The organism is Pseudomonas syringae group sp. J248-6 (assembly GCF_032586995.1).
Lineage (GTDB): Bacteria > Pseudomonadota > Gammaproteobacteria > Pseudomonadales > Pseudomonadaceae > Aquipseudomonas > Aquipseudomonas amygdali.
In genome coordinates this window covers 1-15,413 of the sequence record NZ_JAWHOP010000024.1, presented here as the reverse complement: position 1 = coordinate 15,413, position 15,413 = coordinate 1, and the positions used below count along the sequence as shown (strand labels likewise).

The window sequence follows — 15,413 nt, the reverse complement described above, 5'->3', positions numbered from 1 at the left end:
GATAGTCAGCCCAGACTTGCTGCCATGGGTGACTTCAAAGGAGTGAAGCCATGGCTTCGTCTGGGCAATCCGTGCTCTGTGTTTATCGCTACGATCCATTGGATCGCCTGGCCGATTGTTCGGCCGCGGGGCAGGGCAGCACTCGCCTTTTTTATCAGAAGACACTCTTGGCTACGCAGATTCAGGGGCAGGTCCAGCACACGCTTATGCGCACGGATGAGCATTTGCTGGCGTGCCTGAGTGCAGAAAATAATCAGCGCGACGGCACGTTGTTGGCGACGGATCAACAGCAGTCAGTGATTGCCGCTCAGGGGTTGGAGTTTGCCTACACGCCTTACGGACATCGTCATCCTTCAGGCCCCGCAAGCCTGCCGGGCTTTACCGGCCAGCGAGTTGACCCGGTGACGGGGCACTATTTGCTGGGGAATGGGTATCGGGCGTTTAACCCGGTGTTGATGAGGTTCAACAGCCCGGACAGTCTGAGCCCGTTTGGTGAGGGTGGGGTGAATGCGTATGGGTATTGTGAGGGGGATCCGGTTAATTGGGTTGACTTGACAGGGAGTACACCAACCTTGATGAAGGGACTTTTAAGAGCTTTTAAAATAATGAAGCCTTCCCGGCGTTTGTCTACGGATGGCGTTATTGGTAGTTCTATGTTGCGCGGTTCTGACGGGATGAACTTAAGTGCGAGTGCGCCACAGTTAAGTCGCTCTGCAGCGGTGCGACAAGTCAAGTCAGTGAGTGTGTCTGCAAAAAAATTGAATAAACAAGCAGGTCTTGACTATAGAAAATCTGCAAAAGAGTTTAAGGCCAACGATAAGCTTTATAGTCAGTATGTTGAAAGGGCTACACAGCTGAAAAAAGAGGCAAACACTGCGTTAAGTTTGTATGATGAGGATGGTCTCCCTTATGAGTATGATCTGGTTCAACAATACAAGAAATCGCAGAAAAACCTCGCTAACCCTATTCAGGATCTATCGACGCCACCCTCTTACAAATTAGCCCCTAAAATTGCTAGTGCTGAAAAAGAGTTAAGATTAATACGCCAGCAGATGTGAAAGAGCATTCCCCGCTCTTGAATCTGCTGACGTAATTAGTCAATAAACCCATTTGCTGTTAGATGCCTACACAGCACCGAACAACCCATGCGGATCAATCACAAACTTCTTCGGCACGCCCGAATCAAACTCGCCATAACCCCGCGGAGCCTCATCCAGACTGATCACCTCGACACCCACTATGTCGGCGATCTTGATGCGGTCCCACATGATGGCCTGCATCAACTGGCGGTTGTATTTCATGACCGGGGTCTGGCCGGTATGGAAGCTGTGGGATTTGGCCCAGCCCAGGCCGAAGCGAATGCTCAGGCTGCCCATTTTTGCGGCGGCGTCCACGGCTCCCGGGTCTTCGGTGACGTACAGGCCGGGGATGCCGATCTTGCCTGCGACGCGCACCACGCCCATCAACGAGTTGAGAACGGTGGCGGGTGCTTCGGCCTGTGCTCCGGCGTGACCGTGGCCGCGAGCCTCAAAGCCCACCGCGTCGATGGCGCAATCCACTTCAGGCTCGCCGAGCAGGGCAGCGATCTGTTCGTGCAGTGGCGTGTCGAGGGACAGGTCAGCAATTTCGAAGCCTTGGGCCTTGGCGTGGACCAGGCGTTTCGGGTTGACGTCGCCGACGATTACCACCGCCGCGCCCAACAAGCGCGCTGACGCCGCCGCAGCCAGGCCGACCGGGCCGGCGCCTGCAACATAAACCGTACTGCCAGGGCCAACCCCGGCAGTCACTGCGCCGTGGTAGCCGGTGGGCAGGATGTCGGACAGGCAGGTCAGGTCGCGGATTTTTTCCATTGCCGCGTCGCGGTCCGGGAGTTTGAGCAGGTTGAAGTCAGCGTAAGGCACCAGCACGTACTCAGCCTGACCGCCGACCCAGTCGCCCATGTCGACGTAGCCGTATGCACCGCCGGGGCGGGCCGGGTTGACCGTCAGGCAGACGCCAGTGTTCTGTTCCTTGCAACTGCGGCAGCGACCGCAGGCCACGTTGAACGGCACAGAAACCAGATCACCGACTTTCAGATGTTCCACGTCGCGCCCGGCTTCCAGCACCTCGCCGGTGATTTCATGACCCAGGACCAGCCCGGTTTGCGCCGTCGTGCGACCACGCACCATGTGCTGATCAGAGCCGCAGATATTGGTGGAGACTACGCGCAGGATCACGCCGTGTTCGATGCGCTTGCCGCGTGGGTCTTCCATTTTCGGGAAGGGGATTGATTGCACTTCGACCTTGCCAGCGCCGAGATACACTACACCGCGATTACCAGACATACATGTCACCTCGCTTTTATTGTGGTGAAGCAGAGAGAAGCCGTTGCAGCTATAAAACCACCGTCCTGTTGGCGTTGAGGAACACCCGCCGTTCAATGTGATAGCCCACTGCGCGGGCCAGTGTCAGACCTTCGATGTCTCGACCTTTGGCAATCAGGTCTTCGGGATAGTGGCTGTGATCAACCACTTCCACACCTTGAGCAATGATCGGGCCTTCGTCCAGATCGTTGTTGATGTAATGCGCGGTGGCACCCACCAGTTTCACCCCCTTGTTGTAAGCTTGATGGTAAGGCTTGGCACCCTTGAAACCGGGCAGCAGCGAGTGGTGGATGTTGATGGCCTTGCCGTCCAGCTTGCGGCACAAATCGGGTGAAAGGACCTGCATGTAGCGGGCGAGAATCACCAGTTCTGCACCAGACTCTTCAATGACCTGCCAGACTTTGGCTTCCTGCGCGGGCTTGTCGTTCGGGTCCAGTGGGAAATGGTAGTACGGAATGCCGTGCCAGCCAGCCAATGGCTCAAGATCCGGGTGATTGGACACCACCGCGACCACGTCCATGGACAGTTGATTGATACGCTGGCGGTAGAGCAGGTCATTGAGGCAGTGATCGGCTTTCGAGACCATGATCACTACTTTTGGCCGGTAGTTGGGCGCCGTGAGTTCGAAGATCATGCCGAACGTTTCACCGCGCGCGCTCAGCCCGGCCCTGAACGCCTGCTCGTCGAAAGCCTCGGGCTGACGAAATTCCACACGGATGAAGAAGCGTCCCGAGAGACGGTCATCGAAGGAGTGATGTTCTGTGACGTAGCAACCCTGCTCGAACAGAAAGCGCGTCACTGCGTCTACCGTACCCAGCATGCTGGGGCAGTCGGCGGTCAAAATCCATGTATCGGGCGCGCGGCTCATTGAATCAATGCTCCAGAGTATTTGTTATCCGCAAATATGACTGACAGTGCCAGCCTGTAGGCTTGGGCAGGACGCAGAGCGTCCGGAACTGCGTTCCCACGCGGAGCGTGGGAACGATAATCCAAGAGTCTTCATTGAGACCGACGCTACGGTTTCAGCCCCGGTTCCCGGCTCTTCACGCCTGAATGCTCAGCCCGTACTCTGCGCTCGCATCCTGCAACCACAGCCACCAGTAATCCGAGAAGCTGCGGCGCACCAGCAGTTCCCAGGTTTCTTCGCCAGTGCGGCGGATCACCAGTTGTGATTTGGCGAACACCGTGCCGACGGCCTTGCCCACCGGGAAGTTGTCCGGGTGCACGTCGTAGCTGGTGGACTTCATCAGCACCTGACGCACTTTCGGCCCGGTCAGTTCAAGTATCGACTGGCCGCCGCTGACGTTGACGATGGAGATATGCAGCCCGGTCAGCGCCTCGCGCAGCTTTTGCTCTGCCGCAAACTCTTCGCCACTCGGCACGATCAGCAGCCATTCATCCGGGCCAAGCCATTGCAGTGAGCTTTCGCCGTTGACCACCAGCATCAGTGCCGCTGGCAGTTCCATGCCCAGCGCCTTGTGCACGCCAGCGGCGAAGGCCTGGTCGTGGGCATCACCGCGAATAGTCAGATGGCCCAACAGCTTTTTCTCGCGCAGGAACACGCCGGGGCTGGCGCGACCCTTGCCGATCAGGCTGTCGAGGTTTGCATGGAACAGCGGCGACTCGGCTTTGACATCGGTGGTCGGGCGCTGCTGGTAAACGTTCGCTGTGGTCATGAATCACCTGCCTTGAATTCTGTGTGCTGCTGATGATCGGCGCTCCGCGTGTTACTCGACATTCTGGCGCTCACCCTTTGGATCGAAGAACACCGAGGAAACGATCTCGGCTTCGATCACGCTGCCGTCTGCCAGAGGCGCGAACACCCGCTCGCCCATACGCGCCAGGCCGCCTTTGACCACGCCCATCGCGAACGAATAGCCCAGCGAGTTGTGTGCATAGCTGGAGGTCACGTGACCGACCATGCTCATCGGGATGGTCTGTTTGGTGTCGAACACCAGTTGCGCACCCTCTGGCAGCCATTTGGTCGGGTCGACAGGCTTGAGGCCGACCAGTTGCTTGCGTTGTTCGCGTACACAGTCTTCGCGATTCATACCGCGCCAGCCGATCCAGGAGAATGGCTTGGTCCGGCCGACACACCAGCCCATGTTCAGGTCGTCCGGGGTCATCGAGCCGTCGGTGTCCTGACCGACGATGATGAAGCCCTTTTCGGCGCGCAGTACGTGCATGGTTTCAGTGCCGTAAGGCGTCAGGTTGTACTGTTTGCCTGCCTCGGCGATCTTTTCCAGAACGCCCATGGCGTAGTCAGCCTGAATGTTGACCTCGTAGGAAAGCTCACCGGTAAACGAGATACGGAACACGCGTGCCGGCACGCCTGCGACCAGACCTTCTTTCCAGGTCATGAACGGGAAGGCTTCACGGCCCAGATCGATATCGGTGACTTCGCTGAGCAGCTTGCGGCTGTTGGGGCCGGACAGCGTCAGGGTCGCCCAGTGATCCGTCACTGAGGTGAAATACACTTTCAGGTCCGGCCATTCGGTCTGCTGATAGATTTCCAGCCATTGCAGGACGCGTGCAGCGCCGCCTGTGGTGGTAGTCATCAGGAAGTGGTTGTCGGCAAGGCAGGCAGTCACGCCGTCATCGAAGACCATGCCGTCTTCCTTGCACATCAGGCCGTAGCGAGCCTTGCCCACGTCCAGTTTGGTCCACGCGTTGGTGTAGATGCGGTTGAGGAATTCGCGGGCATCCGGGCCTTGAATGTCGATCTTGCCCAGCGTCGAAGCGTCCAGCAGACCCACGCTGTCGCGCACAGCCTTGCATTCGCGAGCGACGGCTGCGGGCAGGTCTTCACCGTTTTTCGGAAAGTACCACGGCCGTTTCCACTGGCCGACGTCTTCGAATTCGGCACCGTTTTTGACATGCCAGGCGTGCAGTGCGGTGAAACGCACCGGTTCGAAGATGTGCTTGCAATGACGCCCGGCTATCGCGCCGAACGTGACCGGTGTGTAGTTGGGACGGAACATGGTGGTGCCCATTTCCGGGATCGACACGTTCAGTGAACGGGCGGCGATGGCCAGACCGTTGACGTTGCCCAGCTTGCCCTGATCAGTACCGAAACCCAGCGCGGTGTAGCGTTTTACGTGCTCGACCGACTCGAAGCCTTCACGGGTCGCCAGCTCGATGGCGGCAGCGGTCACGTCGTTCTGCAGGTCGACGAATTGCTTGGGGGCCCGAGCGGTGCCTTTCTCGTGCGGCACCTGAAACAGCGCCAGTGTCGGTTCTTCGGCGCGACTGAGGGCTTTGGGCATCACGCCTTCGACCACCTTGAAGCCTGCTTCGCTGGCCGCGCGCACGCCACCTTCGAAGCCATCGGCCAGGCTGTCAGCCAGACTGTAGACGCCGTTGACGCCGCCTACGCAGATACGTTTCTGCGGTGCTTCGCCCGGTACAAACCCGAGGATGTCCTCACGCCATACCGGCTTGCCACCCAAGTGCGAGGCAAGGTGCACAATCGGGCTGTAGCCGCCAGAGCTGGCCACCAGATCGCAATCAAGCCATTCGCCGGGGCTGGTGACTGCGTGCGTCTTGACGTCGATGGCGGCGACGCGGGCAGCTGTCACGCGTTTGCTGCCACGGGCTTCAATCACTGCGCTGCCGGTCAGAATGCGGATGCCTTTGGCGCGGGCTTCCTCAACCAGCGGGCCGCGCGGGTTGTGCCGCGCATCGGCAATCGCAACCACTTGCAGGCTGGCGTCGAGCCAGTCCAGCGCAACGCGGTAGGCATGGTCGTTGTTGGTGGACAGCACCAGTTTTTTACCCGGTGCTACGCCGTAACGCCGGACATAGGTCGAAACGGCGCCGGCCAGCATGTTGCCCGGCACATCGTTGTTGCCGTAAACCAGCGGGCGCTCATGAGTACCGGCAGCCAGCACCACGCGCTTGGCGCGTACCCGGTGCATGCGTTGGCGAACCATGCCGATAGGCGCGCGATCACCGAGGTGATCGGTCAGACGTTCGTGAATGGTCAGGAAATTGTGATCGTGGTAGCCGTTGACCGTGGCGCGCGGCAGCAGTGTCACGTTGCGCAGGCTTTTCAGCTCGGCGACCACCGTAGCCACCCATTCGGCAGCGGGTTTGCCATCGAGACTTTCACGGCTGTCGAGCAGACTGCCGCCGAACTCTTCCTGTTCATCCGCAACGATCACTCGGGCACCACTGCGGCCCGCAGCCAGCGCGGCGGCCAGGCCGGCTGGGCCTGCGCCGACGATCAGCACGTCACAGTGCTGGTTCATCGCGTCGTAGCTGTCCGGATCGTTTTCGGTCGGCGAGCGCCCCAGGCCCGCAGCCTTGCGGATGTACTTTTCGTAAGTCATCCAGAACGATTGCGGGTACATGAAGGTTTTGTAGTAGAAGCCCGGTGGCATCAGCTTGCCACCAACCTTGCCCAGAATGCCCATGACGTCGGTGTTCACGCTTGGCCAGCCGTTGGTGCTGGTGGCGACCAGTCCCGCATAGAGCGCTTGTTGCGTGGCGCGCACGTTGGGGATTTGCGTCGCTTCGGTCGCGCCGATCTGCAACACGGCGTTTGGCTCTTCCGAACCCGCTGCGAAGATGCCGCGCGGGCGGGAATATTTGAAGCTGCGGCCGATGATATCGACGCCGTTGGCCAGCAGGGCAGAGGCCAGCGAGTCGCCTTCAAAGCCCTGATAGGTCTGGCCGTTGAAGGTGAAGTTGAGCACCTTGCTGCGATTGATACGGCCGCCGTTGGGCAGGCGCTGGGTCTGGCTCATACCTTGTCTCCCTGATCCGTGAACTGCGGCTTCGTACCAATCGGATAGGTTTCGAGAATCTCGTAGGTCACGGTATTGCGCGTCATGTTGAAGTACTGGCGGCAACCGGCAGCGTGTATCCACAGCTCGTGGTGCAGGCCGCGCGGGTTATCGCGAAAGAACATGTAGTCGCCCCATTGCTCATCGGTGCAGGCACCGGGGTCCAGCGGGCGCGGGATATGCGCCTGACCGGACGGGTGGAATTCCTCTTCGGAGCGCAGTTCGCCACAGTGAGGACAGAAGATATGCAGCATGGTCGGGTTCTCCTGTTAGTGGGCTACGGCTGCAGCGCCGTGTTCGTCGATGAGCGCGCCGTTGTGGAAACGGTCGATGGAGAACGGTTTGGCCAGCGGGTGCATTTCGCCTTTGGCCAGACTGGCGGCAAACACGTTGCCCGAGCCCGGCGTGGCCTTGAAGCCGCCTGTGCCCCAGCCGCAGTTGAAGAACATGTTCGGCACCGGCGTCTTGGAAATGATCGGGCAGGCGTCCGGCGTGGTGTCAACGATGCCGCCCCACTGACGGTTCATGCGCACACGCGACAGTACCGGGAACATCTCGACGATGGCCTGAATAGTGTGTTCGATAACCGGGTATGAGCCACGCTGGCCGTAACCGACCCAACTGTCGATACCGGCACCGATCACCAGGTCGCCCTTGTCGGACTGACTGATGTAGCCGTGCACGGCGTTGGACATGATGACGCTGTCGATAATCGGCTTGATCGGCTCGGAGACCAGTGCCTGCAAAGGGTGTGACTCGATCGGCAGACGAAAGCCCGCCAGTTTGGCCATGTGCCCGGAGTTACCGGCGGTTACCACGCCGACACGTTTGGCACCAATGAAACCCTTGTTGGTTTCGACGCCGATGCACACGCCGTTTTCCTTGCGAAAGCCGATGACTTCGGTCTGCTGGATAAGGTCCACGCCCAAGGCGTCGGCGGCACGCGCGAAGCCCCAGGCCACTGCGTCGTGACGGGCCACGCCGCCACGGCGTTGAACGGTTGCGCCGATGATCGGGTAACGGGTGTTTTTCGAGCAGTCCAGGTATGGGATTTCCTCAGCGACCTGCTTGCCGTTGAGCAGCTCGCCATCTACACCGTTCAAGCGGTTGGCGCTGACACGCCGCTCGGAGTCGCGCATGTCCTGCAAGGTGTGGCACAGGTTGTAGACGCCGCGCTGGGAAAACATGACGTTGTAGTTCAGGTCCTGGGACAGGCCTTCCCACAGTTTCATTGCGTGTTCATAAAGGTGGGCCGACTCGTCCCACAGGTAGTTGGAGCGCACGATGGTGGTGTTGCGTGCGGTGTTGCCGCCGCCCAGCCAGCCTTTCTCGACCACGGCCACATTGGTGATGCCGTGCTCCTTGGCCAGATAGTAGGCAGTCGCCAGACCGTGCCCGCCACCGCCGACGATGACCACGTCGTAGACCTTTTTCGGGGTCGGCGTGCGCCACATGCGCTGCCAGTTTTCGTGATGGCTGAGGGAATGCTTGAGAAGGCCGAAGCCTGAGTAATGCTGCATGTGAGGCTACTCCTGACTCAGCGATAAACCGGGAAATCGGCGCACAGGGCTGCTACCTGGCTGGCGACGTTGGCCTCGACATCGGCATCACCGAGGTTATCGAGAATGTCGCAGATCCAGCCTGCCAGCTCGACGCATTGGGTCACCTTGAAGCCGCGGGTGGTGACGGCCGGCGTGCCGATGCGCAGACCGGAGGTCACGAACGGCGACTGCGGGTCGTTGGGCACCGAGTTCTTGTTGACGGTGATGTGCGCACGGCCCAGAGCGGCGTCGGCGTCCTTGCCGGTCAGGCCCTGACGAATCAGGCTGACCAGAAACAGATGGTTGTCGGTGCCGCCTGAAACCACATCGAAGCCGCGGTCGATGAATACCTGCGCCATCGCTTGTGCGTTGTCGATGACCTGCTGTTGATAAGCCTTGAAACCTGGCTCCATCGCTTCCTTGAAGCACACGGCCTTGGCGGCGATAACGTGCATCAGTGGGCCGCCCTGACCGCCCGGGAAGACGGCGGAATTGAATTTCTTCTCCAGCTCTTCGTTGGCCTTGGCGAGAATCAGGCCGCCGCGTGGGCCACGCAGTGTCTTGTGCGTGGTGGTGGTGACCACATCGGCATACGGCAGCGGGTTCGGATACAGACCGGCAGCCACCAGACCTGCAACGTGCGCCATGTCGACGAACAGGTAGGCACCTACCTTGTCGGCGATTTCACGGAAGCGCGGGAAATCCAGCGTCTTCGAATAGGCCGAGAAACCGGCAATGATCATTTTCGGCTGGGATTCGACGGCGATACGTTCGACTTCGTCGTAATCGATCAGCCCGGTGGTGGTGTCGATGCCGTACTGCACGGCGTTGTAGAGTTTGCCCGAGAAGCTGACCTTGGCACCGTGGGTCAGGTGACCGCCGTGCGCCAGGCTCATGCCCAATACAGTGTCGCCTGCTTGCAGCAACGCCAGATAGACCGCTGCGTTGGCCTGGCTGCCGGAGTGTGGCTGGACGTTGGCGTAATCGGCGCCGAACAACTGTTTGGCGCGCTCGATGGCCAGTTGCTCGACCTTGTCGACGTGCTCGCAGCCGCCGTAGTAACGCTTGCCGGGATAGCCCTCTGCGTACTTGTTGGTCAGGCCGCTGCCCTGCGCCTGCATCACGCGCTTGCTGGTGTAGTTCTCCGAGGCGATCAGCTCGATATGGTCTTCCTGACGCTGCTCCTCGGCGTTCATTGCCGACAACAGTGCGTCGTCATAACCCTGGATCTGGTCTTGCTTGCTGAACATCGCGGATCTCCCAGCGGCGGCGCGGCGCCTGACTTGTCGTTAGGGCCGAACAGAGCCCTCTGAGAGCGATGGTAGGGCCGGACCGAAGTCGCCAAATGCCTATGGACGCCACACAAAGGTGCGTTTACGACATGGGGGCCAAGGGAACGGAAATAGCAGAAGAGGCGTTGCGCGGTGACGAGGCCGCAAACGAAAAAGCCCGCTCCCGGCTGGAGTGATTCCAGCACAGGGAAGCGGGCTTGTCGGTTTCAGACTTTAATTTTCAGGCCTTAGCCGTGGTTTTTGCCCAGCAGCGCGTGATACAGCTCGGTATCCCCGAGAATGCCGACCACTTTATTGCCGTCCTGCAGGACCAGCTTGTTGCCGGTCTGGTAGCGGATCTGCAATGCGTCGCGCATGCCGATGTTGGAGTGCACCAGGGTAGGGCGACGGTCGAGCGTGCCGACGTCCTGGCCGGGGGTCCAGTTCTGCAGATCGAGGGGCGTAGCACCTTGCCGTGCGCCCTTGATCACATTGCCTTCGGCCAGGTCGAGCCATGAGTCGCCGCTCGGGTCCAGACACACCGAGCCATTGACGTGCGTGCATTCATCGACCGTGCGCATCAGGCTGCGACCACACAGCACGTTCAGTGGGTTGGTATGCGCAACGAAGGTACGAACGTATTCATCTGCCGGGTTGAGGACGATCTGTTCCGGCACGCTGTACTGAACGATGCGGCCATCTTTCATGATCGCGATCCGGCTGCCGAGCTTCAGGGCTTCATCCAGGTCGTGGCTGACGAAGACGATGGTCTTGCTCAGCTTGCTTTGCAGGGCGAGCAGTTCGTCCTGCAAACCCTGGCGGATGAGCGGGTCAAGCGCCGAGAACGGTTCGTCCATCAGCAGAATGTCGGCATCCATTGCCAGTGCGCGGGCCAGCCCCACTCGCTGCTGCATGCCGCCGGACAGCTCGTCCGGTTTCTTGTTGCGCCACTGGGTCAGGCCCACCAGCTCGAGCTTTTCATCGACCAGCTTGCGTCGTTCCTTTTCCGGGCGACCCTGCATTTCCAGGCCGAAGCTGATGTTCTCGCGTACTGTCAGCCAAGGCATCAGGGCGAACTTCTGAAAGACCATCGCAATGCGTTTGGTGCGCATCATTTTCAGCTCGGCCGCGCTGCAGTTGGCGATGTTGATCTGCGAGCCTTCATGCTCGACGAACAACGAGCCACGGCTGACGGTATTGAGACCGTTGATGCAGCGCAGCAGGCTGGATTTACCCGAGCCGGACAAGCCCATCAACACGCAGATTTCGCCTTTCTCGATGTCCAGACTGGCGTTCTCGACGCCGACGATCTGTCCGGTTTTCTTCAGGATCTGGTCACGCGTGAGGCCTTCGTCCAGCAGCTTGAGGGCTTCACGCGGGTCCTTGGAGAAGATGACGTCTACCTTGTCGAATTTGATGATACTCATGCGTCGGACCCTACCTTGGCTTCGGGTTGTTTGCAGATACGGTCGAGCATGATGGCCAGCAATACGATTGCCAGACCGGCTTCGAAACCGAGCGCGATGTCGGCCGTGTTCAGCGCGTTGACCACTGGCTTGCCCAGGCCATCGGCGCCGACCAGGGCCGCGATGACCACCATCGACAACGACAGCATGATGCACTGGGTGATCCCGGCAGCGATGCTGGGCATGGCGTAGGGCAGTTCGATGCGGGTCAGCAACTGGCGGCGCGACGAGCCGAAGGCCTTGCCTGCGTCCAGCAATTCCTGGGGTACATCGCGGATGCCCAGATACGTCAGGCGAATCGGTGCAGCAATGGCGAAGACCACGGTCGAGATCAGGCCGGGCACCACGCCCAGACCGAACAGCGTAAGGGTCGGGATCAGATAGACGAACGTGGGAACAGTCTGCATCAGATCGAGCAATGGCCGGATGATGGTGTAGAACAGCGGCTTGTGCGCGGCAATGATGCCCAGCGGCACGCCGATGACAACACAGACCAGCGTGGCGAAGAGCACCTGCGCCAGGGTTTCCATGGTTTCCTGCCAGTAATGCAGGTTGAGGATCAGCAGAAACGAAAGGATGACGAAAACCGTCAGGCCCCACTTGCGCTGGATGAAGTGCGCGAGGGCGGCGATAAGGCCGATCAGTACGAATGGATTGAACCAGGTCAGCGCGAAAGTGAACCCGTGGATCATCATTTCCAGTGTCGAGGCAATCGCGTCGAAGTAGTCGGCGCCGTTGGCCGTCAACCAATCGACAAATGCGGCGATGTACTCGCCCAGAGGGATTTTATGGTCAGTCAGCATGATTTCGGGTGTCCGCTTGCGGAAGGTGAAGAGGGCAGCAGACGGGTCAGCCCCGCCTGCTGTCGGCTTACTGGGTCAACTTGGCTTTGGCTGCCTCCAGGCCCGGCTTGCCATCGACGGTGGTCACGCCGGCGAGCCAGGTGTCGAGTACTTGCGGGTTTTTCTTGATCCACGCCTTGGCGGCGGCATCAGGCTTCATTTTGTCGTCCAGCACGTTGCCCATCAGGGTGCTTTCCATGTCCAGTGTGAAGGACAGGTTCTTGAGCAACTGACCTACGTTGCTGCATTCCTGACTGTAGCCTTTGCGGGTGTTGGTGTAGATGGTCGCCTGGCCATAGTTGGGGCCGAAGAAGTCATCACCGCCAGTCAGATATTTCATCTTGAAACGCGTGTTCATCGGATGCGGTTCCCAGCCGAGGAACACGACGTCGTTTTTGCGTTTCACGGCGCGGTCGACCTGCGAAAGCATTGCGGCTTCGCTGGATTCAACAACCTTGAAGCCTGCATCTTTCAGGCCGAAGGCGTTCTTGTCGATCATGCTCTGGATCAGGCGATTGCCATCATTGCCGGGCTCGATCCCGTAGATCTTGCCGCCCAGTTCCTTCTTGAATTTGGCGATGTCGGCGAAGTCATGCAGGCCTTTGTCGTAGAGCGCCTGAGGCACTGCCAGGGTGTACTTGGCGTTCTCCAGGTTGGCACGCACGGTTTCGACAGTCCCGGCTTCGCGATACGGCTTGATGTCGTTTTCCATGGTCGGCATCCAGTTGCCGAGGAACACGTCCATGTTCTTGCCGTCGGCCAGCGACTTGTAGGTCACCGGTACGGAAATCATGGTGGTCTTGGTCTTGTAGCCCAGTGACTCGAGTACAGCGCTGGTGACCGCAGTGGTAACGGTGATATCGGTCCAGCCTACGTCGGAGAAGTTGACCGTATGACAGGCCTCTGGCTCGGCTGCCTGAGCAAGCACCGGCATACAGAGCGTAGCGGCCAACAGCAACGATTTGGAACCTTTCATGGGTGGAGACTCCTGTGAGTTTCTTCTAGTCATCAGCAGGTGAACGCTGACGCGGCTTATGGGTTGGCGAGGCTTTTCGCGAAACTCCATCACTGCGCCGGGCGATCGAGTCGGAACCGATCATGTAACAGGGAAAATCAAACGCCTACAGGGGGCGTCGTATCCAGTGCAGGAGGCGTCGTATCCAGTGCGCGCAAGGTCGCTTACAGATTCGTTGCATCGTACACACGCCCGGTTGCAGTGTTGGAACTGCTGAAAAGCGGCCAGTACGTTACACAGTCGCTGCGCAGGTCGGCAGCGGTCGGTTGGCAGGTCGGTGCCTGCGCGAACGCGGTCTTTTGGAGGGGGGTAACGCCGACAAGTTCATTATCGGGTCAGCCCATGCGGTCGTGACGCCAGGTCTGACCATCACTTTTGATGGCTGCGCGTTTTTTGATCACACGTCTCGGTGGCCGCCACCTTTTAGCGCGAAAACCTGCTGACGACCTGATTTTTCAGGGCGTGCCTTGAGTAGCACTTGGTGCACGTTCAGCCCGATGGCGTTTCCCAGTGTGCTACCGAATTGCTCATCAGGGGTACGGCCAGCGCGCCTTGGCGTCGCAAACAGACACTCGGGTCGCTGCCGGATAGACACTTCGCGACGTCGTTTTCAGGTGTTATTGAATGGCTGATCAATTTCCGGCATGGGATTTGCGATGTCATCACAAAGCCCATCAATGACGAGGGCTATAAGAAGAGCCTGTCCTGGGGCCAACCTATGCCATATGTGAGGAGATAGTGTGATGACATCGTTCAATCAAGGGGCTCAACCTCAGAACCGCGCGCCACAATCCATCGGCTTTCTGCTGCTGGATAACTTCACCCTGATCTCCCTCGCATCGGCGGTAGAACCTCTTCGCATGGCCAATCAGCTGTCGGGCCGCGAGCTGTATCGCTGGACCACGTTGAGCGTGGACGGCGGTCAGGTGTGGGCCAGTGACGGTTTGCAGATCACACCGGATGCCGCCATGCACAAGGCCCCGGCACTCGACACCGTCATCGTCTGTGGTGGTGTCGGCATTCAGCGCACCGTGACGCGTGAACACGTGAGCTGGCTGCAGAGCCAGGCGCGTCAGTCACGTCGCCTCGGCGCGGTGTGCACCGGCAGTTGGGCGCTGGCGTGTGCCGGCTTGCTGGATGGCTTCGATTGCAGTGTGCATTGGGAGTGTCTGGCTTCAATGCAGGAAGCCTTTCCACGCGTGTCGATGAGCACCCGGCTGTTCACCCTGGACCGCAACCGCTTCACCAGTTCGGGTGGCACCGCACCACTGGACATGATGCTGCACCTGATCAGCCGCGATCATGGTCGTGAGTTGTCGGCCGCGATTTCCGAGATGTTCGTCTACGAGCGCATTCGCAACGAACAGGATCATCAGCGCGTGCCGCTCAAGCACATGCTGGGTACCAATCAGCCAAAACTGCAGGAAATTGTGGCGCTGATGGAGGCCAACCTCGAAGAGCCGATCGACCTTGACGAGCTTGCGGTGTATGTCGCTGTATCACGCAGGCAGCTGGAGCGACTGTTCCAGAAATACCTGCACTGCTCGCCATCGCGCTACTACCTGAAACTGCGCCTGATCCGCGCCCGGCAACTGCTCAAGCAGACCCCGATGTCGATCATCGAAGTGGCGTCGGTGTGCGGCTTCGTATCGACGCCACACTTCTCAAAATGCTACCGCGAATACTTCGGCATTCCGCCGCGTGACGAGCGCGTGGGTTCCAACACCGCACAGCAGGTCGCGATGATGCCGATCCCGCAGGCAATGGTGCTCGCCCCGTTGTCCGGACCGATGTCGGCGTTGAGTCAAGCGCGTAATGAGTCGACGTTTGCGAGCGTGAGGCTTTAGTCGCCCTACGTCACAAGAGGACGCGAAGCGTCCAGAAAGGCATACGACGCGGAGCGCCGCACGATAGTTGCGATGATCGTTCCCACGCTCCAGCGTGGTAATGCAGTTCGCGACGCTCTGCATCGCCAAGAGGACGCGGAGCGTCCAGAACGGCATACGACGCGGAGCGCCGCACGATAGTTGCGATGATCGTTCCCACGCTCCAGTGGTATGACCCCCGAAGGTTGGACGCAACCTTTGGAGGCGTCATGGGTAAATATACAGAGCAGGCAAAACTCGCA

At 59.5% G+C, this 15,413-nt stretch carries 12 protein-coding genes; 2 read left to right on the top strand and 10 right to left on the bottom strand.

Annotated features, from left to right (window positions below; genetic code table 11):
* The first annotated feature begins 50 nt into the window (after positions 1–50).
* Entirely contained in the window at positions 51–1,058 is a 1,008-nt protein-coding gene (locus RYC17_RS22745; RefSeq protein WP_316904541.1) for an RHS repeat-associated core domain-containing protein, read from the top strand.
* A gap of 66 nt (positions 1,059–1,124) precedes the next feature.
* Here the strand turns inward: RYC17_RS22745 and fdhA are convergent, their stop codons facing one another.
* The 10 genes from fdhA to RYC17_RS22695 all read right to left on the bottom strand — a co-directional run bounded on the left by fdhA (position 1,125) and on the right by RYC17_RS22695 (position 13,246).
* A complete protein-coding gene (fdhA, locus tag RYC17_RS22740) occupies positions 1,125–2,324 on the bottom strand; it encodes a formaldehyde dehydrogenase, glutathione-independent (RefSeq protein ID WP_057403215.1) in 1,200 nt (399 codons plus the stop codon).
* 49 nt (positions 2,325–2,373) lie between these two features.
* On the bottom strand, positions 2,374–3,231 hold the full coding sequence (purU, locus tag RYC17_RS22735; RefSeq protein ID WP_003432560.1) for a formyltetrahydrofolate deformylase: 858 nt from the start codon (positions 3,229–3,231) through the stop codon (positions 2,374–2,376).
* Positions 3,232–3,406: 175 nt separating this feature from the next.
* Entirely contained in the window at positions 3,407–4,039 is a 633-nt protein-coding gene (locus RYC17_RS22730; RefSeq protein ID WP_058401205.1) for a sarcosine oxidase subunit gamma, read from the bottom strand.
* 51 nt (positions 4,040–4,090) lie between these two features.
* On the bottom strand, positions 4,091–7,111 hold the full coding sequence (locus RYC17_RS22725; protein WP_002555604.1) for a sarcosine oxidase subunit alpha: 3,021 nt from the start codon (positions 7,109–7,111) through the stop codon (positions 4,091–4,093).
* Positions 7,108–7,404 (bottom strand): sarcosine oxidase subunit delta, encoded by a 297-nt coding sequence (locus RYC17_RS22720; RefSeq protein ID WP_002555603.1) that lies wholly within the window; start codon positions 7,402–7,404, stop codon positions 7,108–7,110. Before RYC17_RS22720 ends, RYC17_RS22725 begins: the two co-directional genes overlap by 4 nt.
* 15 nt (positions 7,405–7,419) lie before the next feature.
* Positions 7,420–8,670 carry a sarcosine oxidase subunit beta family protein gene (locus tag RYC17_RS22715; protein ID WP_002555602.1) on the bottom strand — a complete coding sequence of 417 codons (1,251 nt, stop codon included), beginning with the start codon at positions 8,668–8,670 and terminating at the stop codon, positions 7,420–7,422.
* A 17-nt stretch (positions 8,671–8,687) separates the two neighbouring features.
* Entirely contained in the window at positions 8,688–9,941 is a 1,254-nt protein-coding gene (gene glyA, locus RYC17_RS22710; RefSeq protein ID WP_219170430.1) for a serine hydroxymethyltransferase, read from the bottom strand.
* A 269-nt stretch (positions 9,942–10,210) separates the two neighbouring features.
* The gene (gene choV / locus RYC17_RS22705; protein ID WP_057459396.1) at positions 10,211–11,389 is read right to left on the bottom strand and encodes a choline ABC transporter ATP-binding protein; all 1,179 of its coding nucleotides are present in this window, start codon (positions 11,387–11,389) and stop codon (positions 10,211–10,213) included.
* The gene (choW, locus tag RYC17_RS22700) at positions 11,386–12,234 is read right to left on the bottom strand and encodes a choline ABC transporter permease subunit (protein ID WP_170846044.1); all 849 of its coding nucleotides are present in this window, start codon (positions 12,232–12,234) and stop codon (positions 11,386–11,388) included. The genes choV and choW overlap by 4 nt, the downstream gene beginning before the upstream one ends.
* A gap of 64 nt (positions 12,235–12,298) precedes the next feature.
* Positions 12,299–13,246: a choline ABC transporter substrate-binding protein gene (locus RYC17_RS22695; protein WP_122281032.1), complete on the bottom strand. Its 948-nt coding sequence runs from the start codon at positions 13,244–13,246 to the stop codon at positions 12,299–12,301.
* A 782-nt stretch (positions 13,247–14,028) separates the two neighbouring features.
* On the opposite strand from RYC17_RS22695, the gene RYC17_RS22690 reads away from it, so the two are divergent.
* Positions 14,029–15,132: a GlxA family transcriptional regulator gene (locus RYC17_RS22690; RefSeq protein ID WP_002555597.1), complete on the top strand. Its 1,104-nt coding sequence runs from the start codon at positions 14,029–14,031 to the stop codon at positions 15,130–15,132.
* Positions 15,133–15,413: the final 281 nt, after the last annotated feature.